Genomic DNA, 24330 nt, shown 5'->3' with positions numbered 1-24330 from the left:
GCATTCCTTACCATCCAATAGCAAACCAAAAAACTCCAGCTGGTTGATCATTTGAAGCTTGATCAAGGGTTAATCTAAAAACCGCATTGCTAATAATGTTAAAGTATGCAGAAAGGGAACCTTTTTCAGATTTATAGTAATCAGGTGTTGCTACTCCTATAGCACAAGCATTAGGAAATGCGATAGGGAAGGAGTAACTAGCGGATGACTCACTAAGACTACTAGGCGTTCGTCCCCATTGATAAATCATCCCGGTATCACCACATTTCCACCAACCATTTGCAGCTCTTAAAGCTGTATTTTTACTGCCATAGCGATAATCAGATTCATCTTTAGTATACGACAGTCCTACAGGTTGATAATTACCACGTGGTTGATATTTCCCGTCTGATTCAGATTTATCATAACTCCCTACATCACTGGAGTTTATGCTAATGTCACTGGATAACACTTTTCCATTGATTTTACGAGTATTGGATACTTTACCATTAATATTTTCATTCAATGAGTTTATTATATTCTGAACAAGTTTTTGCGTAACAGCTAATGCGTCACTATTACCAACTACATTTGTAAGCTGAACAACGCCTTTTTGAGTTAATGAGGCATTTGGCGCTGCTGTTGTGATTTTTTGTTCTAACGCTTTATCTAATTGAGCAGTGATCTTAACTATATCTCCATCATCCAGAATATCATTGCCAGATTGTGTAGCGATAAAATCAGCTATAACAGATGATATAATTGACGACTGGCGTAAGACTTTATTTAATAAATCAATAGAAATAGTATTTGGTGGGAATCCTGTCTGTAAACTCTGGTTTTCTTCATACTTTTCTTGGTGAACTACATTAGCGTCATTACTAACAGAAAACGCCTTAAAATCATTTTTCTGGCTCATATATATTCCCTAAATAATGTTGATTTATAATCAGTATATTAAATTATTGTACAGATGATTACTTGTCATTTGTATCAACCATAGTCTAGTTCAGATAAAGAATAATGATATGTTTTTATTAGATCAGAAGATTAACTGTTTTTATATTGTTGGTGGAAATAAAAAATCAAAAGTATTGTAAATAAAAATATATTTAAATCATATATATTCAACGTTTGGAAATTGTTTTTCTTTCATCCCTTCAATTTCTTTCTATGATTTTTTATGATAATGCTTTCTAACTTGATTAAAATGACTAGTAGAAAAACATCTATACGTTATTGTATATTTTCTTTAATTTCTTATTGGTTTTATTTATTAATTGTTTGTGGTCCGTAATGGGAAAATCAAGCCGATTATCTTTAATCTTAGCTATTTATCGGTTATCTATAATAAAACCACCAAGGTTGTAAATACGATATTCAACCTTGGTGATGATACATTGATCATTAATTAAGTTAGAAACGATAGCCGACAGTTATATTAAAACCGTTAGTAGATAAGTGATCTTTCTCGTTTCCGTCTTTGATACTAAAACGGCTACCTTCATAACCGGCGGTAATGGAGGTATTGGTTGTCGGGTTGATAATAAAGCCCGCTCCCCAACCTAACGTGTTTTTGCTTACTGATTCCTTTTCGATATATCCGGTACGGTAATCGTCTGAAGGGCGATAGTGAGTGGAGGATTTTGCGTTAATCCTAGATAACCCCAGTTGACCGTATAAGCTAACATAATCATTAATCCTATAGGTTGGGCCCGCCATTAAGGAATAGTACTTAACATCACTTTTTGAGTGATAATTTTTTGTCGTCTCTTTATCATCTCCTTTAGCAAAGGTAAATGATGATAATAGCCCCCATTGATCATCAAGCTCATATCGGTAACTCAACGTTGCACCATTTAGTGCACTTACATCTTGTGGTTTCACGTAGGCGTATCCGATAGAAGCTGTATTTTGTTCAGCTTGGGCAGGTAAAGTTATCGCGGATACAGAAAAAATCACTCCACAGCTTAATAACAATTTTTGCATTTCATTACACTCTATATACTTCATACTTCTGAAATAAACGACTTTATACCCGTCTCTATAGGGTATATAACTCATTTAAACGATTTGCTTACTAGCAGTTGTGATGAATATCATAACTTACATTGTTAGTATATATTTTTTGATTAAATTTAGATGTTATTTTCAAATCATTACATTATTGCTGATTTTTTAAGGATAGAAATAGTGATAATAAAATTCCAGTAAAAATGTGAAAATAATAAATGGCTATTGCAGTCGATAGATATTATCTCTATGGTTGCAATACTTATTCATTACCAAGGGGTTAAGATTAATTTAATAAGGCTGGGCTTTTATAGAAGGTGGGGTTCAGACTTTTCCGGGGGCGTTAGGGGAGTTATCGATAATTTTGACTGAATTGCAAGTACGGTAGAGTCCGGCGTAAAATTTCTGTGGCGATTTACTATCGCCACTTAAAGCTCATTATCACCACTTAAAACAAGGCAGGTTTGTTATATCCGTTAATAGTTGGCTATATTTTTATTCATCTATAGTTGATTTTAGCCATTGGATAAAGGCATTGACTTTCTCATTCTGTTGTTGAGGTAGGGTACAGGTATAGTAATATTGTTTACATAATACTTCTGTGTTGGGGAAGGGGGCGACTAATTCATTGTTTTCAATTTTTTCCCAAATCATATTTTTTCTGCCCATTGCAACACCGGCGTGGTGTATTGCGGCAACGGCGGCTAAATCGGAGCGATCAAAGACAATACATTTATGTGATGGGTCCAGCGTAACGTTAAAGTGTTCTGCCCATGTATTCCACTCTTTGGTATCGGAGTCATAGCTCCATGCTTGTTTATCGTGTAATAGTGTGCAGTATTGTAGATTATCGATATTTCCCATTAGGTTATGTTTTTCAGCATATTGCGGGCTACAGACCGGGGTAATATATTCGCTCATCAGATATTGATGTGATAACTCGTTGGACATAATATCATCAAAATAAATCGCAAGATCGATACCATAACCGCGAAAATTCACATTTTCGTTACCCACTAAGATGTTCAGGTTGATGGATGGATATAGCTGATTAAAATCAGCCAATTTAGGCACTAGCCAGCATTGAGTAAAGGTCGGGCGGGAGTAAATAGTCAGATTACCCGATAACTCCTGATTTTTTATTTCCAGAATTTCCTGATTGAGATGTTCCAGCGTCGATTTTATTGTCCAAAATAAACGCTTTCCTTCACAAGTTAATTCAATTTTTCTGTGAAAACGTTGGAAGAGTTTGAATCCCAACTCTTGTTCCAGAGAACTGATTCGATGGCTGACCGCACTGGCGCTGATAGCTAATTCGTCAGCGGCCAGAACAAAAGAGCAGTGGCGGGCGGCTATCTCAAATGTATGCAGTTTTGATAACTGGCTTCCATTGAGTAACTTATTTACAACCATGAAATTATCATCTGTGTACATATTTATCGTGTTTCTAGTTCATCGACGACGGATAATGCAACCGTATCATTAAGGCGGTGTGTTTCAGATAGTTTTAGTGATTTAAATCGCAAATAAAGTGAAAATTTTGATCAGTATCACTGAATTGGCTCAATCTGGTTCATGCATGGCTATGTATTAATCATTTGTCAAAAATTGAATATTCATATTCAATAATGAAAATTCGCATGACGAACAGAGGCTGACTGTGGGGAATGATTAAGTGGATTCACAACCTTGGGTGATTGGTACGTTACTTACAAGTATTGTGTTAATCGTATTTACGATAATTAAATTAAAAATTCACCCTTTTCTCGCGCTATTGTTAGCCAGTTTTTATGTCGGTGTTTTAATGGGAATGAACCCTGTTGAAATGGTGAACGCCATTCAAGGGGGAGTTGGAGATACGTTAGGCTTTTTGGCCGTAGTGATTGGTTTGGGAACCATTCTTGGTAAGATGATGGAGATATCCGGCGCGGCAGAGCGTATTGGTATCACATTGCAAAAATGCCGATGGTTGTCACCTGACATCGTTATGGTGCTAATTGGTCTGGTTTGTGGTATTACGCTGTTTGTCGAAGTAGGGGTGGTATTGTTAATTCCACTGGCATTTTCTATTGCCAGGAAAACCAATACGTCACTGCTGAAATTAGCGATTCCATTATGTACAGCGTTGATGGTGGTTCACTGTATTGTTCCTCCACACCCGGCTGCATTATTTGTGACGAATAAACTGGGCGCGGATGTTGGTTCGGTGATTGTTTATGGGTTGGTAGTTGGTCTATTTGCAGCTTTGGTAGGTGGTCCACTATTTCAGAAGCTTCTCGGTAGCCGTCTGCCTTTTAAATCGGTTCCGGCGGAGTTTTCTGGAATTGCAGTTCGTAGAGAAGAGAATTTACCCTCTTTAGGCATGACATTGTTTACGGTGTTATTGCCAATTGGGTTGATGTTGATTAAAACGATTGCTGAATTAAATATAGAAAAAGGCACCACGTTTTATGCGGTGCTGGAATTTATTGGTAATCCTATTACAGCTATGTTCATTGCCGCGTTTGTTGCCTATTACACCTTGGGCATCAAGCAAAATATGGGAATGAGTACACTGTTGACAAAAACAGAAGATTGTTTCTCCTCTATCGCCAATATCTTATTAATTATAGGCGCGGGTGGAGCATTTAATAGTGTTTTAAAAGTAAGCGGTCTTAGTGATGCCTTGGCTGTTATTTTGTCGAGTCTGGATATGCATCCAATTTTTTTGTCTTGGTTGGTTGCTATTATTTTGCATGCGGCGGTTGGTTCAGCAACAGTCGCAATGATGGGCGCAACAGCGATTGTTTCGCCTATGTTGCCGTTATATCCAGATATTAGTCCTGAAATCATTACATTGGCAATTGGTTCTGGTGCTATCGGCTGTACTATTGTGACTGATTCACTGTTTTGGTTGGTTAAGCAATATTGCGGAGCAACGCTCTGTGAAACTTTTAAGTACTACACAACTGCAACGTTTATTGCGTCTGTAGTTGCGTTGGTTGGGACGTTTCTTCTTTCTACTATTGTGTAAATAGAAAGAAGTAACAGCTCAACTTGAAAAATAAGAATAAGACGTGCGAAGTGTCAATACCAGGGAAGCCTGTAAAACAGGCAGCTTTTATAGCTAAAATAATAAACAAAATGAACATTAACGTAGTAATTAAAATAAGGGGAAGATAAAAAATAAATAAAGTATGATGTGCTGATATATTGTAGGAAGCTGTAGTAAACATAACATATTGAATATAAGAAAAATTTTAATAATCAAGCAAGTAAGAGTTGTTTTATATACCAGGGAAACACTTATCTTGGGTTAATACATACATGAAAAGTACTGAAATTCAGCAATTACTAAATGAATATCCGTTAGTAAAAAATTTAATGGAATTAGAGGAAATCTTTTGGTTTAACCCTTGTAACACCACCTTTAAAGAGGGATTGCCTTTTGTCGGTTTGGACGCTGATGATGTCAGGGATGCTAAAGCACGCCTGGATCGTTTTGCGCCTTATTTATGTAAAGCTTTCCCGGAAACAGCCGTCACACATGGCATTATTGAATCAGAAATAGTGGCTATTCCTACGATGCAGAAAACACTGGGACAATATTATGGTGTGAGTATCACAGGAAGAATTTTGCTTAAAAAAGACAGCCATTTGCCAATTTCAGGTTCGATTAAAGCCCGTGGTGGAATTTATGAAGTGTTAGCTCACGCGGAAAAATTGGCATTACAGGCGGGGTTGCTTTCTAAAAACGATGATTACAGCAAACTATTCTCGGAAGAATTTAAACGGTTCTTTAATCAATACAGCATTGCTGTAGGTTCTACCGGCAATTTGGGGCTGTCCATTGGTATTGTCAGTGCGAAGCTGGGTTTTAATGTCAGTGTGCATATGTCTGCCGATGCTCGTGAATGGAAGAAGCAAAAGCTACGTTCGCATGGGGTCAATGTCGTGGAACACGAACTGGATTATGGGGTAGCTGTAGCCAGAGGGCGTAAAGAAGCCGAATCTGATCCGAACTGTTTCTTTATCGACGACGAAAATTCCCAAACGTTGTTTCTGGGATATTCTGTCGTAGGTGGACGGGTAAAGGCGCAGTTTGAGCAGATGAATATTGTGGTTGATGAAGATCATCCATTATTCGTTTATTTGCCGTGCGGCGTTGGTGGTGGTCCCGGTGGTGTTGCATTTGGACTGAAATTGGCTTTTGGTGATCATGTGCACTGTATTTTTGCTGAACCTACCCATTCTCCCAGTATGTTATTGGGGGTATATACTGGTTTGCATGACAATATTTGTGTACAGGACATCGGTATCGACAATATCACTGTTGCTGATGGTCTTGCGGTAGGCAGGGCTTCTGGCTTTGTTGGGCGTGCGATGGAACGTTTGCTGGATGGATTTTATACTATTCAAGATCAGGAAATGTATAATCTGTTGGGGTTACTGAATCGTGATGAGGGTATCCGGTTGGAGCCGTCGGCATTAGCTGGTATGGCGGGTCCCGCTCGTGTGAGTGGAAACCGTGATTATCTGAATAACAAAAACCTTTCAGTAGAACAGATGAGGCAGGCTACACATCTGGTTTGGGCAACCGGCGGCGGTATGGTGCCCGATGATGAAATGACAAAGTATTTAGCGACAGCCAAAATCTGATCATAAATAATTTAATGGGCTGCAAACCCGGATTATTTGAAAAAGTCATCCTCTTAATGCTTTTCAAGTTATATTCCCGCCAGCAGTTGGCGGGAATATATCAGCACACTGGCTGCTTACATCAAACATTTTTGTAATTAAATGAATGTGTTCTTGAATATTTCCACAATGGTTCCCAGTAGGATTCGATGAAAGTTTTTACTGCATCTTCTCCCTCAATAAGATAGTTGAACTCTGAAAGATATCCCGGGTAGAGATTATCAGAACCAACCACGTAGAGTTCATCGTCAATTATTGTTACTTTTGCATGATTCCCAGGAGCAGGGGCAACTTTGGGATATACCGGACCACTTGCTTTAATTAAGGACCGGAATGGGCGTCCTATAGAACCTACCTGTGGAGGTCTTTCAGCAAGAGGCGGTTCTTTTAGCGTAGCAGTATAAGAATTTTCATCCGGGGTTGGCCATTTGTATGTAGTACCTTCAATCGAAAGTTCTTCAGGTACTTTGTCTGTAAAGAAAAAAGGGGCAATCTCTATTCTTTTCAGTGCGGCTAGCCTGATTCCATCCGGATCTTCCAGCTTCTCATCGGTGTGCTCATCATGTGTCAAATAGTATTTAAATATTTCAAACGTTCTTTTGGCTCCAGAACCAAAAGAATATTGATCACCAGCGGCACCGGCGGCTGCATCAAGTGGCGATACAACAACTTGAACTTCCAGCTCGGGGTTGGCAAGTAATGCTTCGATCAACCATCGGCACACATGATGATCTCGCCACTGTTTTTTCCATGCACTGACAAGATCCTGCTGGGACATGCGAATTTTCTTCTTTGCATTCTTTATTATAAACTCTTTCATTATTTCAGAGCCTTTTTTATAATCTGTTCGCATATCAGGCCCAGACCAATATTTACCTACGGATAATATCCTGCTTGCTTTCTTATATTCTGGGTCCTTAGGTGGATTTTTTAGGCATTCTTCTTTTTTTCTGTCTATATATTTAGTAATGTGCTCTTTTTTTAATGGATCTTTTGGCTTTCCCACAATACCATTTGCATTAACCCATTTATTTTCATCTATATCAAAGAATTCTTTAGTTAGAAGGTCTGTATCAGACTCCCACATGTTATTTAAAAATAATTGTGAGCTTAATGATGCCGTTCCTATAACTTTAACAGAGACATCATGAACTGGAGGGTAATTTTTAAAGAGATCCATATTTAAATTATGGCCCCCGACAAATGACTCAATTCCATCAACTGCGATAATTTTTGTATGATTCCATGTCATTCTGGTGTCATCTTCTGGAAACATTTCCTCTGGCAGCACCTTCTTCTGTAATGATACTTTAAGCCCATCTACTATTCTGAAAAACCGACCAATCCATATTTCAGGTATACACTCCCAATGCTTTCTCCTTTCCTGAATTAATTGAATAATATCACTTTTCAATGCCAGATATTCAGGGGTGCCTTCGAAGTATGAATTCACACCGTTTAACAAAGATGTCGGTGTTTGAGCGAATAAGAACCTTATCTGAGTTCTGTCCTTCCTGTTTATTTTTTTGGTAAATGCGCGATCAATAGCTGATAGGATAACTTTTCTCCACTCTGCATCCGGGGCATTTAAGGAGGAAATATCACAGCGATAACGCATTTTTTCCAGAATACTTACAATAGCATCCTCAAATTCCGCTTCCCTTTTAATAGCTTGTGGCATTATCTCTTTTCCAAAAGGAAATCCCCATATTTTGGGAGTATCAAATATTTTTACATAGTTAATTTCACTTGTTTTATGAAAGTAACCGTCCAGTTTTTTTTGTAAACCATCCAATAAATTCATATATGTATCCTCCGGCAACAATTTTTTTACATATCAACCAACAGCCTGCCAGCATCAGACAAACCATTTATAATCATAACTAATTTTTGATAGGAGGAGGCTAAAAAAGATAAAACTGGGATCACGTATTTTCAAATTAGGTTATTGCGTCTATTCATTAAAGGATGTTTATCATGGGAATAGACATATCGAAATCAATGATTGCATAGTGCGATAAAATGTTGCATTTCATACAAATGCGTTTTATATCGCATGTAGTACAAAATCTCAGAGGGGCAAATTAAACTATGGCTATCAGTATAAGTTTGGATGATGATTTCGTGAATGATGTAAAAATTCATGCAGAAGCTTCAAGCAGAAGTGTACCTAAGCAAATTGAGCATTGGGCTAAAATTGGTCGCATTGCGGAGAATAACCCTGATTTGCCGTACTCTTTTATCCTTGATTCTTTGCTGGCAAAAAGAAAACTCATTGGATAGAGGCTCTATCTATTAAAGAGCGTTTCAAGGCTGCGTATTGCGTGGCCTTTTTTATGCCACTCATTTATTAACTCAAATCAAAGGCTATAAGCAGCTTATATCATGCTCAAGCAAAGTCATTGTTGTGTCATAACATTATTATCTTGCAAATATTCTAATATCTGACATTTTTATTCTGTTGTATTATGTAACTGTGTAAGTTACATTAATTCATGTCAGAGAAGCAACTTACTACTAAAGACTCGGGAACAGAATCAAGAGAAACAGAATCAAGAGAAATAGTTCACACTCCCTAATTAACGCTGTTTGTTTCTGGTATGACCTGGCTATGCATCTATTGATGATTTGCAACGAAGTACATTTATTAATCTATATGAGAGAAAAGATATGCCTACACTTTTTGACCCAATTCGCATCGGTGATCTCGACTTGCCAAATCGCATCATTATGGCTCCTTTGACACGTAACCGTGCGGAAGGAGAGAGACGTGTCCCTAATGCGCTGATGGCGGAATACTATGCTCAACGCGCTTCCGCTGGTTTGATTATCAGTGAAGCGACCTCAGTAACTCCGCAGGGAGTTGGCTACGAGGATACGCCGGGTATTTGGTCGGATGAACAAGTTGCTGGTTGGCGGTTGGTCACGGATGCCGTGCATGCTGCCGGTGGGCGTATTTTTATACAGCTTTGGCATGTGGGGCGGATATCGGACCCTATTTTCCTTAATGGAGAACGGCCGGTGGCGCCAAGTGCAATTGCGGCTGATGGTCATGTTAGTTTATTACGCCCAAAACGTCCTTTCGTAGTTCCACGGGCGCTTGAGTCTGAGGAAATTCCCGGTATTGTCGAAGCATTTAGGCGCGGAGCGGAAAATGCGAAAACGGCAGGGTTTGATGGAGTAGAAATACATGGCGCCAATGGATATTTGCTCGATCAATTCTTGCAAGATAATGCTAATCTGCGCACAGATCAGTACGGAGGTTCAGTCGAAAATCGGGCGCGATTACTGCTGGAAGTGACAGACGTTTGTATTTCGGTTTGGGGATCATCACGTGTTGGTATGCATTTATCCCCACGTGGCGGCTACTACTCTATGGCGGATTCTAATCCTGTGGCGACGTTTGGATATGTAGCACGTGAACTTGGTAAACGAGGTATTGCTTTTATCTTCTCACGTGATGCTGTGGTTGATGGTGACTTAAGTAAGGTGATAAAAGAAGCTTTTGGGTCAACCTATATTGCTAACGAGGAACTTACTAAAGAAAGTGCCGAGCAAGTTCTTGCTGACGGTCGGGCTGATGCAGTGGCTTTTGGTCAATTATTCATCGCCAATCCAGACTTACCTCACCGGTTTTTAATTGAAGCGCCATTTAATGAACAAAAACCGGAAACTTTTATGGTTCCTGGCGCTATAGGCTATACTGATTATCCAGCGCTTACCTAGGTAAGGGGATATCTTACCCGCAATGGATAGCCTAACATGAAAGATGTTCGAATTGTTTTCCGGGGATGTTAATTTAAAGTTCTCATGGCGCTTTTTGGTTGAACGTCCCAAGATATCCGGCCGGCTCATTTTATAAGAGCCGGTCATATTTCATTGCAGGATAGTTTGAAGGAGAATGATAATGTCAGATTCATTAAATGTATCTATTGTTCGCCGTTTTTATGACTCTATGGGTGATATTGATGTCCTTCGCCAGATCATGGCAAGTGATGTTATTTGGGATATTACCGAAGGTTCCCGATATGGTGGGATTTATGAAGGAATCGAAGATATACTCAATAATTTCTTTGTGCCATTTTTAAATGATATTGATGATTTTGTTGTGGACGGTTCTGAATATTTTGAATCAGATGATCATGTCATTGTTCTGGGGAATTATTTGGGGCGAGTGAAGAGTGGTAAGCGGTTCATTGCTCGTTTCGTTCATATATGGACAGTGCGGGATGGACGGTTAGCTAAATTACAACAAACTGCCGATACGCTTAAAATTGAACGTGCTCATGCAGATTATTCTATTCGGTAACGTCGGTTGCCATGCTTGTAATATTAACTGAGCCGAACAATGGCATACGGCGGCAAAACGGGAGGAGTAGGAATGTTAATCAGGCAAGTTAACATTCTGAATTTCATTTCTTGTTATGTGACGAAATTAGTGACATACTACGCGGCCTTTTTGTTCATATTTTGCTATTCTTCCGTAACATCCTTAAGGTATACAGGATTTTCCAGTGCCAACATCTACCCGTTTTGCTGTTGCTATTCATATTCTCACCGATATCGCTCTTCACCACGGACAAGCTGTGCGTTCTGAGGATATCGCAAAAAGTGTGAATACTAACCCGACTGTTGTTCGTCGGCTCTTAGGCGCCCTTGCGGAGGCTGGTCTGACTTATTCGCAAATGGGGCAGGGCGGTGGAGCGTTACTCGCCCGGCCGTCGAAGCAAATCTCATTGTTAGATATTTATCGCGCAGTTGAAGATCCTCAGTACTTTACCTTGCACCGTTCTAAACCTAATCCCAAGTGTTATATTGGGCACAATATCACGCCAGTATTAGAAGATGAATTTTCGCGTGTTACCTGTGTGCTAGAAACCGCTTTAGCTGAAACAACGGTGGCTGACATAGTAAATAAGGTCGAGGATTGCGCGGGTTTTCCTTTCACCTCGCATGACCTATGCCAGCAGGTAAAATAGTTACCACGGTTACAGGCTTTAATCACAATGGATGTCTCATTATGGCGTTATCATTTTGTTAAGCGCTTTTTGTTAAGCACTTTGCCTAGGCTCGAACTTATACGAAAATAGGTGATATTGGTTGTTTTGATGTTTTGCTTCATCTTCACTTTGTTGATTGAGCAGTTTTATCAGTAATTTTCCGGTGTCCCTGCCTATTTGGGGATAATCAATGCGAACTGATGTTAGTGTTGGTTGTGTGTGGTCACAGTTATCTGAACCTTCCAGACAAGCAACAGCTAAATCAGCGGGTATTTTAAGTAGACGCCGTTGACATTCAAATATGACGCCTAAAGCAATCACTTCATGACTGCAAATCACACCTTCCAGTTCAGGTTGACGTAATAACATCTCAGTAACTGCCTGGCGGCCAAATTGCATGCTAGCCGTATCCGAGGTAGTGATATTTTGGTCAGCATTCTGATAGTGATGCAGCATGGCTTTATGCCAGCCATTAATTTGCTGATTGCGTAAACGGTTGTCCATTTGGGCGCCAATATAACCGATATGCTTGCGGCCATTATTTAACATATGTTCAGTCAACGTATAGGCGGCCGCGGAAAAATCGGTTTCTATATTAATTGCTGTTTGTTGTTGATGAGAGCCTGCAACATTAATAATGGGAATATTGATATGAGAAATATTGCTGTAGGTTTTATCTGCCAATTGCGAACTGAAAATCACCAGTGCTGCTGCATTGCTTTGCAGTAGTGTCATGATAATTTCGGCTTCTTTATTATGGTCATATTCATGACATCCAAGCAAAACTTGAAAAGCATGTTTATTTAGCACTTGTTGCAGTGACTGTATAAATGTAGCGCTGGCTTTATCTGTCAGTGAGGGCACAAGCACCGCGATAATATTACTTTGGCCTGAAGCAAGTACGCCGGCAGCGCCATTTGGAATATATCCCAATTCCTGTATGGCTTGTTCAATTTTTTCTCGTAATTTATCCGATACCATTTCTGGTGTTCTCAATGCGCGTGAAACTGTCATTGAACCGACACCGGCATACTTAGCAACATCTTGTAATGTTACTCGCCCTGTATTACGGCGTTTTCGTGTCTTTTTCATCAAAATATTTTTCTGTTTTTTTAATTAACGGCTATGAATTTGACGATGGGATTCTACCTGATCTCAGGCAATTCGTGGGAAAAAACCATGAATGTACTTTCGCTTTTTGGTGAATTAATCAGATAACAAATGATAGCGCTATCACAATAATGAATTACGATCATAGATAGCGCTATCATTTGTGACTAATATCACTAGCAGAAGACAGAAGACAGAAGACAGAAGACAGAAGACAGAAGACAGAGAGTAGGTAGAGCGGGATGAGGTTTTAGTTAGGGGGAATTGATGCTAAAGAGGTTACTCACCCAAGATGTGATCCAAGTGATACCGGATATTGAAAATTGGCGCGAAGCAATCATGGTTGCTTGTCAGCCTTTGGTGGAAAATGGCGCTATTTCTTCCCGTTATATTGATGCTATTTATCGCTCGCATGAGGCAATTGGTCCCTATTATGTTGTCGGCCCGGGAATTGCTATGCCACATGCTAGACCTGAGGAAGGGGTCAATAAATTAGCTTTAGCGTTAACCGTGATTAGTAATGGAGTGGGGTTTGGGTCTGCGGAAAATGACCCGATCAAATTGTTAATTGTCTTAGCAGCAACTGACAGTAATAGTCATATTGAAGTGATCGCCCAGCTTGCTGAGCTATTTGATAATCAACAAGATGTTGGATTGCTGATGAATGCCAAAAGTAAAGAAGAGATTCTTGCCGTGATTAACCAGTATTAAATCGTTATTTTTTGCTATGGGGAAACAGTATGAAAATCACCGTCGTTTGCGGACATGGGTTAGGTACCAGTTTGATGATGGAAATGAGTATCAAAAGTATTCTGAGAGAGATGGGAATCGATGCCTGTGTTGATCATGTCGATCTGGGGTCAGCAAAAGCAACTCAAAGCGATATTTTTGTCGGTACTAAAGATATTACGGAACAGCTAATTGTTCAGGCCGTCGATGGCAAAATTGTCGTGCTGGACAATATGGTGGATAAATCGGCAATGAAAGTACGTTTGTCCGCGGCCTTAGCAGAACTTGGCGCACTATAACCGGGAGGACGTCATGGAATTTTTCCATTTTCTGATGAGTGTCCTATCAGAACCTGCGATTTTGGTCGGTCTTATCGCGCTTATTGGTTTGATCATGCAAAGGAAACCGGTGACTGAATGTATCAAAGGCACTGTAAAAACCATTATGGGGTTTGTGATCTTGGGAGCGGGGGCTGGATTAGTCGTCTCTTCGCTGGGGGATTTTGCTGAAATTTTCCGACACGCTTTTGGTATTCAGGGGGTAGTACCAAACAACGAAGCAATTGTTTCCATTGCGCAGAAAAGTTTTGGTAAAGAAATGGCAATGATCATGTTCTTTGCTATGGTGATTAATATTTTAATTGCACGTTTTACCCCGTGGAAATTTATCTTTCTGACCGGGCACCACACATTATTTATGTCCATGATGGTCGCGGTGATTTTGGCGACAGCAGGGATTAAAGGCACGATGCTAGTGGCTATTGGTTCTGTGGTTGTCGGCGTTGCTATGGTTTTCTTTCCGGCGATTGTTCATCCATATATGAAGAAAGTAACAGGTTCTGACGACGTTGCCATTGGGCATTTTTCCACGCTTTCCTATGTTCTATCTGGTTTTATTGGCAGCAAACTGGGAAATAAAGCGTATTCAACAGAAGAGATGAATGTTCCGAAAAGTTTGCTGTTTCTGCGTGATACACCAGTTGCCATCTCTTTTACGATGGCGATTATTTTCATGATCAGTTGCTTATTCGCTGGTGGTGATTTTGTGAGAGAAGTCAGTGGTGGGAAAAATGGATTTATGTTCTCGCTAATGCAATCTATTACCTTTGCCGCTGGTGTATACATTATTCTGCAAGGTGTGAGAATGGTCATTGCAGAAATCGTTCCCGCGTTTAAAGGAATTTCTGACAAACTGGTACCAAATGCTAAACCAGCATTAGATTGCCCGGTTGTCTTCCCTTACGCGCCTAATGCAGTATTGGTAGGGTTCTTGAGCAGTTTTGTGGCTGGTGTTATCGGTATGTTTATACTGTATGCACTAGGTATGACGGTCATTATTCCTGGCGTAGTGCCACACTTCTTTGTTGGTGCGGCGGCTGGAGTTTTTGGTAATGCGACAGGGGGACGTAGAGGCGCTATTCTCGGGGCTTTTGCTCAGGGATTTCTGATCACCTTCTTACCCGTGTTCCTGTTACCGGTTTTGGGGGATATCGGTATTGCCAACACGACATTCAGTGATGCTGACTTTGGCGCATTAGGCATTCTGTTAGGTATTATTGTTCGTTGATTGTGGAGTATCTGGATCTTGGCATTGAAACAGGGTTATAAACACCCTGTCTCTTGCCAAAATGTTGATGTAAACCATTTGACCATGATAAGGCATCGATCAATGCTCATGAGAATTTCTTGGTTTCATCGTTTTTATATAAAGTCTTCAACAGAAATAAGAAAGTAAATTTTCAAAAAAATGATTATTTAGTCACGTTTTTAGCCCTTTATTTTAATTTGTCAAATTGTTATCCATATATTAGTTAAGGGAATTTAAGCAAAATCCAGGTTAATTAAACAGGTTAGAGCGAAATATGTAGCAACGAAATCGATTATTTATAGCAAAATATGGCCTATGGATTGAAGGTATTTGGGAGGAATATAAAGATCATAATTATTCTCTTTGCAAAGTATTCTTAGTTCAATTGCTGAGTTAACTGATAGTTTATCATAGATACTTTCGAAATATTTTTCCACAGTGCGATATGAAATTTTCATTTCGTCAGCGATATGTTTATTGCTAACGCCACGGCAGAATAGAAAAATGATTATCCATTCTTTCTCTTTTAATATATCGTTAGGTTGCTGAAATCGTATTGATATAGCAATATTGTTTTCCATATAATGAGATACGGTAAAATTATGTATTTCTCTGGCATGAGAAATTATGCCAATGCACTGCTTATTTTCATCCATTAATGGATATTTATCACAGAAATAGGATGTAGCTTGCTCATTTTTGAATTGAGGGAAAGTGCTAAGAGATGATAGTCGTTGCATACCCTGCAATACCTTCTGATCATGTTCCTCAAAAAGATGAGCAAATTGATTAACGGGTGAAGGTAATTCTTTATCGGTATACCCAATAACATCAAAATTTTCGGGTAGCTTATTAGCTTTAATAAACATTTTATTTGCATAAATAAAGTGGAACTCCTTATCTTTTACAAACCACGGTTCTGAGCTTTTATCCCACATATTAGTTAATTGAGGAGTAATAAAAGGGACTTTTTTACATCCTGATTGACTCATATTTGACCTTTATAACATTATTACCTTATAAAAAAATTTGAATAAATAGACGATATTTATAAGTAAGACAATAAGAACCTTTTTGGCGCATAGAGATCAAAACTATTTAGTCGACAATATTCCTCCAGTTGTGAGTTTGAGCTAACTTTCAATTTATTATAAATCTTTCTTATATATTCCTCTATGGTTTTATCTGAGATTTTGAGTAATTGACAGATTTGTGTCCTATTATACTTTTGTAGAAAAAGAAAAACAATTTCCCATTCCTGTTCAGTAAGGAGATGAGTTGGTGATTGAAACCTAACAGAAGCAGGCAGTTTACTATGAAATAGCCGAGTCAATGAATTATCCTGAACTTTCCAGGCATGGAGAAGAATACCGATACATTCATCTTTATCATCATAGAATGGAAATTTTTCTTGGAAATAAGATGATAAAACTTTATCTCGGCCAAATACATGTGTCTCTAATGATAAAAAGCTATCTCTATTTCTTATTACCTGAAAATCCTGTGTAATAAAATCCTTGGCAAATTCATTACCTTTCCAAGGGATATCACTATCGTATTTACCTTCATAATCATAGTTGGCATTTATATTTTGGAGTTTAATTAATGCATCATTACCATAGAGAAAGCAGGAAGATTTATCTTTTATCCCCCACGGCTCGTTGCTTACTTCCAGGGTATTGATCATTTGTAGCGAAGTAGTGGAATTTTTTCTAGTCATATTCATGTAATATTTTGATTTAGGAAAACATCATGCTTTCTTGTTGCAAAAATTTCTCTGATGCGTTGAGCTTAAAGTCATTGAGACAACGATATCCCTCTAGTTTTTGGATAGTGTATTTTTGTAAAAATAGGAAAGTAATCGTATGCTTAACTTGAGGAAAAAGTTCATATGGTGTTTGGCACATAACGGATGCTAGTAATTTTCCATAAAACAGATAAGTTAGAGAAAAAAAATTTTCTTTATTTACATGAACGAGAGTATCAATACAGCGCTGTAAATCCTCATGTACTGTAATAGGTGCAGGTAATTCATTTGCTGAAAGTTCGGTAATATCAGAATTTTCAAATAAGTTGCATTGTTGGCAAAAAAACGAATTGGTATAAATAAATTTTGACTGGCAATGTTTAGCTCCCCAAAGATTATAGTTTTTTTCTCTCAGGTAAACTAATTGCGGAGTGATATTATTTTGTTTGTTTTTTATATTTAACATGACAACTCCTTAATGAGTATTTTAATCATTATCTGAAGAGTTTTTCTATTGATTCCATTTAAAATAACCTGATTATATAACAGATTGCAATAATTAATTCGTATAAAGATAAAATTTATCGATTTTTACCTAAATCCGTTAATCAAATAGTTTATTATTTTATGTAAAAATACCTCTATATGAGAATATATAAACATCAGTATTGTTTAGCGATAAAATTATTTAAATCGTTTTATGGCGGTTTGATTTAATAGTTAACATCTCTTCCTGTATTTTTATTTTCCCTGGCTGTCGAAATCATATTGTATGGTTTTTGTTCTGTGAATTAAGACGTTGCCTGTAATAATAATAAATCAATGAGCATGATCAGATTAGACTCGAATGAAGTGATCTCGTTGATTTCCGCATCAAAATAAATTGCCTCGTCATATAGTGCAAAGTGCACATCAGCTAGTGAAGCCAATGGATTAGCAGATGAGCGAGTGAATGCAATGACTGTCATACCAATGTTATGAGCAATGCGTACTTTATCCAACACCTGTTCTGTCTGACCGCTGCGAGAGATAGCGATAAAAACTTCATATTTCATCGCATTACTTAGGAAGATTTTACGGCTATCTCCTGGGTCGGATCTAAAAGCTGTTTTCCCTAGCACTTGCAATTTTTGCGTCAAATAATTGACAAATAGCCCAGAAAAACCAGCACCATAGAGAAAAAAACTCTCTTTCTCACGTAGCAGCGTGCTAAAACACGACATTCTTTCTGGTGTGACCAAAGTGAAAGTTTTACGGTAATTAGTCACGAAGTGTTCAAATGCATCAGGAATTATCTCATCATGATGGGGTTGTGTATTCCCGAAAATGGGCATTCCACCGGATAGCAGTTGTTTGCAGTACCAAATAAATTCACTATAGCCACTGAACCCTAGTTTCTGGCATAGACGCATAATAGTGGCAGGAGAAATGAACGTAGCTTTTGCCAGCTCACGTACTGTAATTTGCCCAATTAACAATGGATGCGTGGTTAAATAAGATAATACGCGGTATTCCGCGCGAGTTATTTTTTCGCTGCGCTGTAACAAAGGGGCTAACCGATTATCCATTATCTATTATCCATTATTTATCCAGTGGTAGCAGGCAGCCATATCATATACCCGTTATCTTTCAAGTTGCCTCTTTGTTGATGAATCTTGAAATCCATAGGGTATGTATGTTCGGCTGTTCATAATCAAATTGTGGTGAATTTTCTTAATCTCCTCAAGGTAATGATTGCCGGACAGTGAGCCGGCTCGCATAAAAATCTTCTTTTTTATGTAAAAAAGGCAGATTATAGGTTAAATATTGGTTAAATTGCTTCACCTTGGTGACAGGCTTGGTTAAGTGTAGGCCAGTAACCTTGGTTAGCTTCGATCATTTCATCAAGAATCGCTTTGGCTTGTTGCATAGTAGGTACGGTACGATTCAGTGTGAAGGCTTGCAGCACTTTCTCATAGCTACCCTCTAATGCGGCTTCCACTAACAACTGTTCTGAAGCCAGTTGCTGCGCTAATAGCGCCTGATGAAACAGAGGGACGTTTCCTATACGCACTGGCTCAGGGCCTTGAGCGGTAATGTAAGCGGGTATTTCCACCATTGCGTCATAAGGTAAGTTAGCGATAGCGCCCCTATTCTCGGTAATCACCAGATGGCGCTGGCGCAAATCAAAAGCCAGTGAACATGCTACATCAACAATAAAAGCGCCGTGCACCCCGACATGGAAAGCGTCGGGTAAAATGCCTGTGCGTTTAAACTCAGCCGCTGCTTTAAACAACTTCTTTTCCCGACCATCCATCACTTCGTTGGCGCGGGTATAGTCAGGATTTTGGCGCTCAACAATGTGGTTTGGCATCAGATAGTATTGTAAATAGGGATTAGGCACATAATCAGGAAAATGGTCCATTATCGGCTTAATATTACGCCAGGTTTTAACCCATGATGGATCTGCATGTTGCGGGTCTGTCTGTGCTGCATCCGCAGTCAGTAGTCCGTGCTGAGCGATATGACGACGTAATTCCGGCAAATGATCTTTTCCATTCACCCATATTTTAGTAAACCAGCCGAAATGGTTCAGACCAAAGTAATCGACGGTGATATCGTGACGATCCACGCCTAAAATTGCTGCCATATTGCGCATAGCGGCCACTGGCATATCACAAATATTGAGTACTCTCGCTTGTGGGCGTAGACGGCGTATTCCTTCAGCAACGATAGAGGCAGGGTTAGAGTAATTTACGATCCAAGCGTTGTCTGCATAGCGCTCCACTAAATCGATCAGTTCCACCATTGGCATGATAGTACGTAGGCCGTAAGCCAATCCGCCAAGACCACAGGTTTCCTGACCAATTACGCCGTGGCGTAAGGGGATCTTTTCGTCCTGTTCTCTCATTTTGTACTGACCAACGCGTATTTGAGCAAAGACAAAATGGGTGCCGCTAAAAGCTGTTTTTGCCTCGTTTGTCACGACAAAGCGAATCGTCTGGCTATGCTCGCATATCACTTTTTCTACTACCGGCGCAATAGTGTTTTGTCGGTGAGTATCGATGTCATACAAACGAATTTCCGCTAGTGGGAAGTCGTTTAGCCGTACCATCAGGCTTTTTACGATACCTGGCGTATAAGTACTACCGCCGCCGGCGATAGTTAAAACGAAAGGGGCGTTAGCCATATTTATGCTCCTGTTAAAGTGCTTCTTCTACAGCTTCACGTATCTTTTTGACGTGCAGACCGTAAATTACCTGAACGTTATTTCCCTGACAGATGACACCTTTTGCGCCGGTCGATTTAAGCCTGTGTTCGTCAATGAGCGTGATGTCATGTACCGTTACGCGTAGTCGGGTGTAGCAGTTGTCGATAGCGACAATGTTTGCTGTACCGCCTAACCCGCAGATGATTTGTTGTCCTGGTTTGTCATCATCGGCAACGTGATACTGTTTCTTGCTATAGAGGCGAGTTTCTTGATCGTCACTTTCTCGTCCAGGGGTTTTCAGGTCGTAATGTAAGATTAGGAAACGGAATGCAAAAAAATAAATCACCGACATGATTAGCCCTACGGCGATATACATTGGCCAGTTAGATTTTTCGGTGCCGAGCGGTAAGTTGTATAGTATGAAGTCGATTATGCCGTTAGCGCCGATAGCATGTACGCCGAGTAGATAGAACAGCATAAAACCTAAACCGGTTAATACGGCATGAACGCCAAACAGTAGTGGAGCAACAAACAGGAAAGAAAATTCAAGAGGTTCGGTCACGCCTAACAAAAAAGTGGTCATAGCGGCAGGGATGAGAACAGCTTTTGCTGTACTTTTCTTTTCTGGGCGGGCTGTCACATACATTGCCAGCGCGGCGGCAGTCAGGCCAAACATCTTGCTGATCCCTCGCGCATCCCATACCACACTGCTACTGAGTTGATGTACTGTCGGGCAGGCCATTTCCGCGAAATAGATATTGCGTGCTCCTTGATGTACAGTGCCGCATACCTCAGCAATGCCTCCTAATTCGGTATACAAAAAGGGCGTATAAACCAGATGATGTAAACCTAAGGGGATCAGAATGCGTTCCAGAAAGCCGTATATGGCGACGCCAAATGGCCCGGACTCATGAATACCGTGAGCAAGGGCGCTGATGCCCCGTTGTGCGTAGGGCCAAATATCACTCATTAAGTAACCCGATATAACGGCCAGAGGGATCATCAGAATGGCGACAAAACAGTGCCCGGAATAAATTGCCATCACACCATTAAACTGTTTTGACGAATAGCGGTTATAGCAATAACCAGCCAATGCACCGATCAGTATCCCGGCAAAAGCGCCCATTTCCAACACTTGCACACCCAGCGCCATGCCTTGGCCAACATTGCGCATTTGCGTTTCTGGCGCTAATTTTCCCTGTAATGCTAAAGTAACGTGCATGGCGTTGATAAAAATGACGAAAGTGACCAGACCGATCAATGCGGCATAACCTTTATTGCGTTTTGCCAGCCCGATAGGGATTCCAACAGCAAAAATCAACGCCAGATTGCTCAATATTGAAACAGCAGATTGGGAGATCAATTTCCCAGATTGCTGAATTAACCAATGGTTTAAAAATGGAAAATATTCTGCAAGGTTGCCGTTTCCCAATACATTGCCAAAAGCAATAAATAGCCCGACGATAGGGAGAATTAGCACCGGGCCGTACAAAGACTTGCCAAGGTTTTGCAACGCATTAATGATCCTTTTCATTAAACTTCTGTTCCTTGCTAGAAATATTATTTGGTTACATAAAACTAAAGATACAGATTAAGAATAACAGCTCAGGAAGGTAAAATGACACTTATCCGATTGTTTTAAATAACAAATGACTGAAAAAGTAACATGTAACTTTTAAACGTGTGAGTGCGCTCGCAAACTAATTTTTGTTACAAAAGATTGGCGGAATAGGACAATAATGAGTCATAATGCTCGGGGCTTAGGTAGTAAATAGCATCATTGTGGTGACATGGTTGAAATCTGGTGGTGATTTGGAAAGCTGAATATTGTATCAGGCTGATATACCAAATCATTCTACATAGAGGATCATCTACTCATGTTACCAGTTTGTTAAATTTACTGTCGGCTGGGTTTTCTCCGGCAAGATAGAGAGATTGAATGTTTATCGAAAGCCGACAAACATTGCTGCATCAACATCCTTCCTTAGTGATTTGAACCAGAAATTAATCGACTGATACGTCCTTTTGTTAAAATGGTTATTGAACTTATTGCAGTGATTTTTGTTGGTAATTCTAGCCGAAAAGCCCTATTTGGTGGGAATCGGTTAATTGAATCACTATTTTTCTTTTAACCTGGTAATGGTAAGAATAGGGGGAATTACCGGAGAACAGACATTGAATATCTATCCGTTACGCAGTTTGAACATAGATCAAGTACAGAAACAGAAGTTTCATACAGTCATCTGCCGCCATTCCGGCGCAGGTTTATTTACTATGGGGGATTTAGGGTTGGTTCTGGGTCTCAATCAGTTACAGATAACGCAGTGTGTTACATGCGTTAAAACAAAGAATATTTGGGATAGACCATAATGGGTCAACGAAGACATCTGACGCAATACGAAGTGGAAAGAATACTGGAAGTAGCGAAAAAGAGCCCTAATGGGGAGCGCGACTATTGTCTGGTATACATGAGCTTTGTTCATGGCTTACGTGTTAGTGAAGCCAGATATCTACGGTTATCTGATCTGGATTTGGATGATGGCAGTTTGTATATCCGGCGTTTAAAAGGCGGATTTTCTACTATTCATCCTCTTTTGGGTTATGAAATCCAGGCGATCAACGAGTGGCTAAAAGTTCGTAAAACCTTCCGAGGGGCAGAAAGTGATTGGTTGTTTCTGTCACGTAGCGGAAACGCGCTGACTCGCCAGCGCGTTTATCAGCTTATTAACCAATTTGGACGATTGGCTAAGATTTCCATAGATTCGCATCCGCACATGTTGCGCCATGCCTGTGGTTTTGCGCTTGCGGATAGAGGAATAGATACTCGGTTGATACAAGATTATCTTGGGCACAGTAATATTCGCCATACTGTGCGATATACCGCCAGTAATGCGGAGCGTTTCCACGGTGTTTGGGGTGTAAAAAGGAATCGGCAACGAGAATTACACTTTGATTACGTCCCGCAGGAAAATGCTTGTTCAACTGAATAAGCGATTCTGATGTATGCGCCTGTTAAGGCGCATACATAAAAACCCTCTTAAACAGCGTGATTGTATCTAGAGAATAGGGATAACAAGATCTGTCTGTAAAAATAAAGTATCGCGTTGACGAATTTCTGAAATAATATCAGACCTTTCATGCAGCATTTTTTCAAATAATTGTTCCTGATCTTGGGAAAAATGATATTTCTCCGGCGTAACTCATTCTGCTAGTCGTTCCCTAATATCTTATCGATTTTGGTTTAATAACTTATTTCTTTAACTACCCGTACTGACGTAGGTCTGTACCAATTTAAGAGGGTTGGTGAATGGCAAATATTAGTTTAGTGACTGCTCCCCGCCGTAAAAACGGCGAGGCTTCCCACTTCTCAGGCCGCCACCGTCTTTATGACGGATTTACGCTGGCCTCCGTGGGCAGAGACGACGAGTCCCGCCGCCTGTAATTCTGTTATGCCCTTGCGCTCGATGTTGAGCGCCGCATTGATATCGCGGTCATGTTCGACTCGACAGAAAGGGCATTGCCAGAGCCGCTTACGCAGCGGCATTTCCAGCATTTTGTGACCGCAGCAATGGCAGGTTTTCGAACTGGCGAACCACTGATCCAGTTTGACCAGATGAACCCCTTTCTCTGCGGCTTTGTATTCCAGTTTCTTGATGAAGCCATGCCAGCCCGCATCCCCGATAGCGCGGGCAAGGTGGTGATTCTTCATCATATTGGCCGATTTCAGCGTCTCCACAATTATCGCTTGGTTTTCGTCAACCATTGAACGAGACAGTTTGTGTTGAAAATCGGCGCGGGCATTCGCTACCCGCTCATGTACGGCGGCAAGCCTCTGTCGTGCTTTACGACGGTTGGCGCTGCCTTTTTGTTTCCGGGAGAGGGCCTTCTGTTTACGCCTCAGATTACGGCCGGCATTGATAAGATGACGGGGATTGGCCATCTTATCTCCGCTGGATTTGACAGCGTAGTGAGACAATCCCATATCCAAACCTGTCATCTGGGTTATCAAAGCGGGCTTCGCGGGCGCGGCCAGGCCGTCATCACAGAGTATCGAGGCGTAGTATTTACCGGTGGCCGAACGACTCAGGGTCATGCTTTTCACCTCTCCGGTCATTTCACGGTGCAGACGGGCTTCTATCGGCGATAATTTGGGTATTTTTATTGCTCCGTCCAACACCTTCACCCCGACACAATGATAGCTGGACTGCCTGCCATGCTTGCGTTTGAACGCCGGGAAGCGCGCTTTCAGCTTCGGATTAAAAAAGTGGGAAAACGCCATATCGAGGTTAATCACCGCT

At 40.2% G+C, this 24330-nt stretch carries 22 protein-coding genes; 10 read left to right on the top strand and 12 right to left on the bottom strand.

Going from position 1 to position 24330, the window contains the following annotated elements; translation table 11 throughout:
- Window positions 1–7: 7 nt before the first annotated feature.
- The 3 genes from Phpb_RS24425 to dsdC all read right to left on the bottom strand — a co-directional run bounded on the left by Phpb_RS24425 (window position 8) and on the right by dsdC (window position 3426).
- Entirely contained in the window at window positions 8–898 is an 891-nt protein-coding gene (locus Phpb_RS24425; RefSeq protein ID WP_082302530.1) for a gp53-like domain-containing protein, read from the bottom strand.
- A gap of 497 nt (window positions 899–1395) precedes the next feature.
- Window positions 1396–1968, bottom strand: coding sequence for an Ail/Lom family outer membrane beta-barrel protein (locus Phpb_RS05070; RefSeq protein WP_065389454.1), 573 nt, complete (start codon window positions 1966–1968; stop codon window positions 1396–1398).
- A 519-nt stretch (window positions 1969–2487) separates the two neighbouring features.
- Window positions 2488–3426, bottom strand: coding sequence for a DNA-binding transcriptional regulator DsdC (gene dsdC / locus Phpb_RS05065; RefSeq protein ID WP_065389453.1), 939 nt, complete (start codon window positions 3424–3426; stop codon window positions 2488–2490).
- 241 nt (window positions 3427–3667) lie between these two features.
- On the opposite strand from dsdC, the gene dsdX reads away from it, so the two are divergent.
- Together dsdX and dsdA are read left to right on the top strand one after the other, a co-directional pair.
- The gene (gene dsdX, locus Phpb_RS05060) at window positions 3668–5005 is read left to right on the top strand and encodes a D-serine transporter DsdX (protein ID WP_065389452.1); all 1338 of its coding nucleotides are present in this window, start codon (window positions 3668–3670) and stop codon (window positions 5003–5005) included.
- Window positions 5006–5298: 293 nt separating this feature from the next.
- Window positions 5299–6630 (top strand): D-serine ammonia-lyase, encoded by a 1332-nt coding sequence (gene dsdA / locus Phpb_RS05055; RefSeq protein ID WP_065389451.1) that lies wholly within the window; start codon window positions 5299–5301, stop codon window positions 6628–6630.
- A gap of 121 nt (window positions 6631–6751) precedes the next feature.
- On the opposite strand, the gene Phpb_RS05050 is transcribed toward dsdA, so the two are convergent.
- The gene (locus tag Phpb_RS05050; RefSeq protein ID WP_065389450.1) at window positions 6752–8473 is read right to left on the bottom strand and encodes a phospholipase D-like domain-containing protein; all 1722 of its coding nucleotides are present in this window, start codon (window positions 8471–8473) and stop codon (window positions 6752–6754) included.
- 287 nt (window positions 8474–8760) lie between these two features.
- Here Phpb_RS05050 and Phpb_RS05045 point away from each other — a divergent pair, with 287 nt between their 5' ends.
- The 4 genes from Phpb_RS05045 (at window position 8761) to Phpb_RS05030 (ending at window position 11648) form a co-directional block, all read left to right on the top strand.
- Window positions 8761–8952: a TA system antitoxin ParD family protein gene (locus tag Phpb_RS05045; protein ID WP_065389449.1), complete on the top strand. Its 192-nt coding sequence runs from the start codon at window positions 8761–8763 to the stop codon at window positions 8950–8952.
- A 387-nt stretch (window positions 8953–9339) separates the two neighbouring features.
- Window positions 9340–10395, top strand: a complete 1056-nt coding sequence (locus Phpb_RS05040; protein WP_065389448.1) for an alkene reductase — start codon at window positions 9340–9342, stop codon at window positions 10393–10395.
- A 181-nt stretch (window positions 10396–10576) separates the two neighbouring features.
- Window positions 10577–10978 carry a nuclear transport factor 2 family protein gene (locus Phpb_RS05035; protein ID WP_065389447.1) on the top strand — a complete coding sequence of 134 codons (402 nt, stop codon included), beginning with the start codon at window positions 10577–10579 and terminating at the stop codon, window positions 10976–10978.
- A 205-nt stretch (window positions 10979–11183) separates the two neighbouring features.
- Window positions 11184–11648, top strand: coding sequence for an Rrf2 family transcriptional regulator (locus tag Phpb_RS05030; protein WP_036775476.1), 465 nt, complete (start codon window positions 11184–11186; stop codon window positions 11646–11648).
- Between the two features lie 72 nt (window positions 11649–11720).
- Here the strand turns inward: Phpb_RS05030 and Phpb_RS05025 are convergent, their stop codons facing one another.
- Window positions 11721–12761 (bottom strand): LacI family DNA-binding transcriptional regulator, encoded by a 1041-nt coding sequence (locus Phpb_RS05025; RefSeq protein WP_065389446.1) that lies wholly within the window; start codon window positions 12759–12761, stop codon window positions 11721–11723.
- A 285-nt stretch (window positions 12762–13046) separates the two neighbouring features.
- Here Phpb_RS05025 and Phpb_RS05020 point away from each other — a divergent pair, with 285 nt between their 5' ends.
- Genes Phpb_RS05020 through ulaA form a run of 3 tightly spaced genes read left to right on the top strand, consistent with a single transcriptional unit; the run spans window position 13047 to window position 15074 of the window.
- A complete protein-coding gene (locus Phpb_RS05020) occupies window positions 13047–13490 on the top strand; it encodes a PTS sugar transporter subunit IIA (protein WP_065389445.1) in 444 nt (147 codons plus the stop codon).
- Window positions 13491–13519: 29 nt separating this feature from the next.
- Window positions 13520–13807: a PTS sugar transporter subunit IIB gene (locus tag Phpb_RS05015; protein WP_065389444.1), complete on the top strand. Its 288-nt coding sequence runs from the start codon at window positions 13520–13522 to the stop codon at window positions 13805–13807.
- 13 nt (window positions 13808–13820) lie between these two features.
- Complete coding sequence (ulaA, locus tag Phpb_RS05010) at window positions 13821–15074, top strand: PTS ascorbate transporter subunit IIC (RefSeq protein WP_065389443.1); 1254 nt, start codon at window positions 13821–13823, stop codon at window positions 15072–15074.
- 317 nt (window positions 15075–15391) lie between these two features.
- On the opposite strand, the gene Phpb_RS05005 is transcribed toward ulaA, so the two are convergent.
- The 6 genes from Phpb_RS05005 to Phpb_RS04980 form a co-directional block, all read right to left on the bottom strand.
- The gene (locus Phpb_RS05005; protein WP_065389442.1) at window positions 15392–16087 is read right to left on the bottom strand and encodes a helix-turn-helix transcriptional regulator; all 696 of its coding nucleotides are present in this window, start codon (window positions 16085–16087) and stop codon (window positions 15392–15394) included.
- Between the two features lie 56 nt (window positions 16088–16143).
- A complete protein-coding gene (locus Phpb_RS05000; protein WP_338046861.1) occupies window positions 16144–16821 on the bottom strand; it encodes a helix-turn-helix transcriptional regulator in 678 nt (225 codons plus the stop codon).
- A gap of 13 nt (window positions 16822–16834) precedes the next feature.
- Window positions 16835–17308: a hypothetical protein gene (locus Phpb_RS04995; RefSeq protein WP_065389441.1), complete on the bottom strand. Its 474-nt coding sequence runs from the start codon at window positions 17306–17308 to the stop codon at window positions 16835–16837.
- A 325-nt stretch (window positions 17309–17633) separates the two neighbouring features.
- Window positions 17634–18410, bottom strand: a complete 777-nt coding sequence (locus Phpb_RS04990; protein WP_065389440.1) for a MurR/RpiR family transcriptional regulator — start codon at window positions 18408–18410, stop codon at window positions 17634–17636.
- A gap of 242 nt (window positions 18411–18652) precedes the next feature.
- Window positions 18653–20011: a 6-phospho-alpha-glucosidase gene (locus Phpb_RS04985; RefSeq protein ID WP_065389439.1), complete on the bottom strand. Its 1359-nt coding sequence runs from the start codon at window positions 20009–20011 to the stop codon at window positions 18653–18655.
- Window positions 20012–20024: 13 nt separating this feature from the next.
- Window positions 20025–21566, bottom strand: a complete 1542-nt coding sequence (locus Phpb_RS04980; protein WP_065389438.1) for a PTS transporter subunit EIIC — start codon at window positions 21564–21566, stop codon at window positions 20025–20027.
- An 835-nt stretch (window positions 21567–22401) separates the two neighbouring features.
- On the opposite strand from Phpb_RS04980, the gene Phpb_RS04975 reads away from it, so the two are divergent.
- Window positions 22402–23022 (top strand): tyrosine-type DNA invertase, encoded by a 621-nt coding sequence (locus Phpb_RS04975; RefSeq protein WP_065389437.1) that lies wholly within the window; start codon window positions 22402–22404, stop codon window positions 23020–23022.
- 377 nt (window positions 23023–23399) lie between these two features.
- Here the strand turns inward: Phpb_RS04975 and Phpb_RS04970 are convergent.
- Window positions 23400–24330, bottom strand: a 931-nt coding sequence (locus Phpb_RS04970; RefSeq protein ID WP_109396550.1) for an RNA-guided endonuclease InsQ/TnpB family protein, incomplete at its 5' end; no start/stop codon positions are given.

Source organism: Photorhabdus namnaonensis (assembly GCF_001684335.1).
GTDB classification, from domain to species: Bacteria; Pseudomonadota; Gammaproteobacteria; order Enterobacterales; family Enterobacteriaceae; genus Photorhabdus; species Photorhabdus namnaonensis.
This window is presented reverse-complemented; position numbering and strand designations above follow the sequence as displayed.

Excerpts from the sequence above, each read along its gene's own strand:
- Phpb_RS24425 (WP_082302530.1), bottom strand. The coding sequence starts at position 898 with ATGAGCCAGAAAAATGATTTTAAGGCGTTTTCTGTTAGTAATGACGCT.
- Phpb_RS05070 (WP_065389454.1), bottom strand. The coding sequence starts at position 1,968 with ATGCAAAAATTGTTATTAAGCTGTGGAGTGATTTTTTCTGTATCCGCG.
- dsdC (WP_065389453.1), bottom strand. The coding sequence starts at position 3,426 with ATGTACACAGATGATAATTTCATGGTTGTAAATAAGTTACTCAATGGA.
- dsdA (WP_065389451.1), top strand. The coding sequence starts at position 5,299 with ATGAAAAGTACTGAAATTCAGCAATTACTAAATGAATATCCGTTAGTA.
- Phpb_RS05050 (WP_065389450.1), bottom strand. The coding sequence starts at position 8,473 with ATGAATTTATTGGATGGTTTACAAAAAAAACTGGACGGTTACTTTCAT.
- Phpb_RS05045 (WP_065389449.1), top strand. The coding sequence starts at position 8,761 with ATGGCTATCAGTATAAGTTTGGATGATGATTTCGTGAATGATGTAAAA.
- Phpb_RS05040 (WP_065389448.1), top strand. The coding sequence starts at position 9,340 with ATGCCTACACTTTTTGACCCAATTCGCATCGGTGATCTCGACTTGCCA.
- Phpb_RS05035 (WP_065389447.1), top strand. The coding sequence starts at position 10,577 with ATGTCAGATTCATTAAATGTATCTATTGTTCGCCGTTTTTATGACTCT.
- Phpb_RS05025 (WP_065389446.1), bottom strand. The coding sequence starts at position 12,761 with ATGAAAAAGACACGAAAACGCCGTAATACAGGGCGAGTAACATTACAA.
- Phpb_RS05020 (WP_065389445.1), top strand. The coding sequence starts at position 13,047 with ATGCTAAAGAGGTTACTCACCCAAGATGTGATCCAAGTGATACCGGAT.
- Phpb_RS05015 (WP_065389444.1), top strand. The coding sequence starts at position 13,520 with ATGAAAATCACCGTCGTTTGCGGACATGGGTTAGGTACCAGTTTGATG.
- ulaA (WP_065389443.1), top strand. The coding sequence starts at position 13,821 with ATGGAATTTTTCCATTTTCTGATGAGTGTCCTATCAGAACCTGCGATT.
- Phpb_RS05005 (WP_065389442.1), bottom strand. The coding sequence starts at position 16,087 with ATGAGTCAATCAGGATGTAAAAAAGTCCCTTTTATTACTCCTCAATTA.
- Phpb_RS05000 (WP_338046861.1), bottom strand. The coding sequence starts at position 16,821 with ATGAATATGACTAGAAAAAATTCCACTACTTCGCTACAAATGATCAAT.
- Phpb_RS04995 (WP_065389441.1), bottom strand. The coding sequence starts at position 17,308 with ATGTTAAATATAAAAAACAAACAAAATAATATCACTCCGCAATTAGTT.
- Phpb_RS04990 (WP_065389440.1), bottom strand. The coding sequence starts at position 18,410 with ATGGATAATCGGTTAGCCCCTTTGTTACAGCGCAGCGAAAAAATAACT.
- Phpb_RS04985 (WP_065389439.1), bottom strand. The coding sequence starts at position 20,011 with ATGGCTAACGCCCCTTTCGTTTTAACTATCGCCGGCGGCGGTAGTACT.
- Phpb_RS04980 (WP_065389438.1), bottom strand. The coding sequence starts at position 21,566 with ATGAAAAGGATCATTAATGCGTTGCAAAACCTTGGCAAGTCTTTGTAC.
- Phpb_RS04975 (WP_065389437.1), top strand. The coding sequence starts at position 22,402 with ATGGGTCAACGAAGACATCTGACGCAATACGAAGTGGAAAGAATACTG.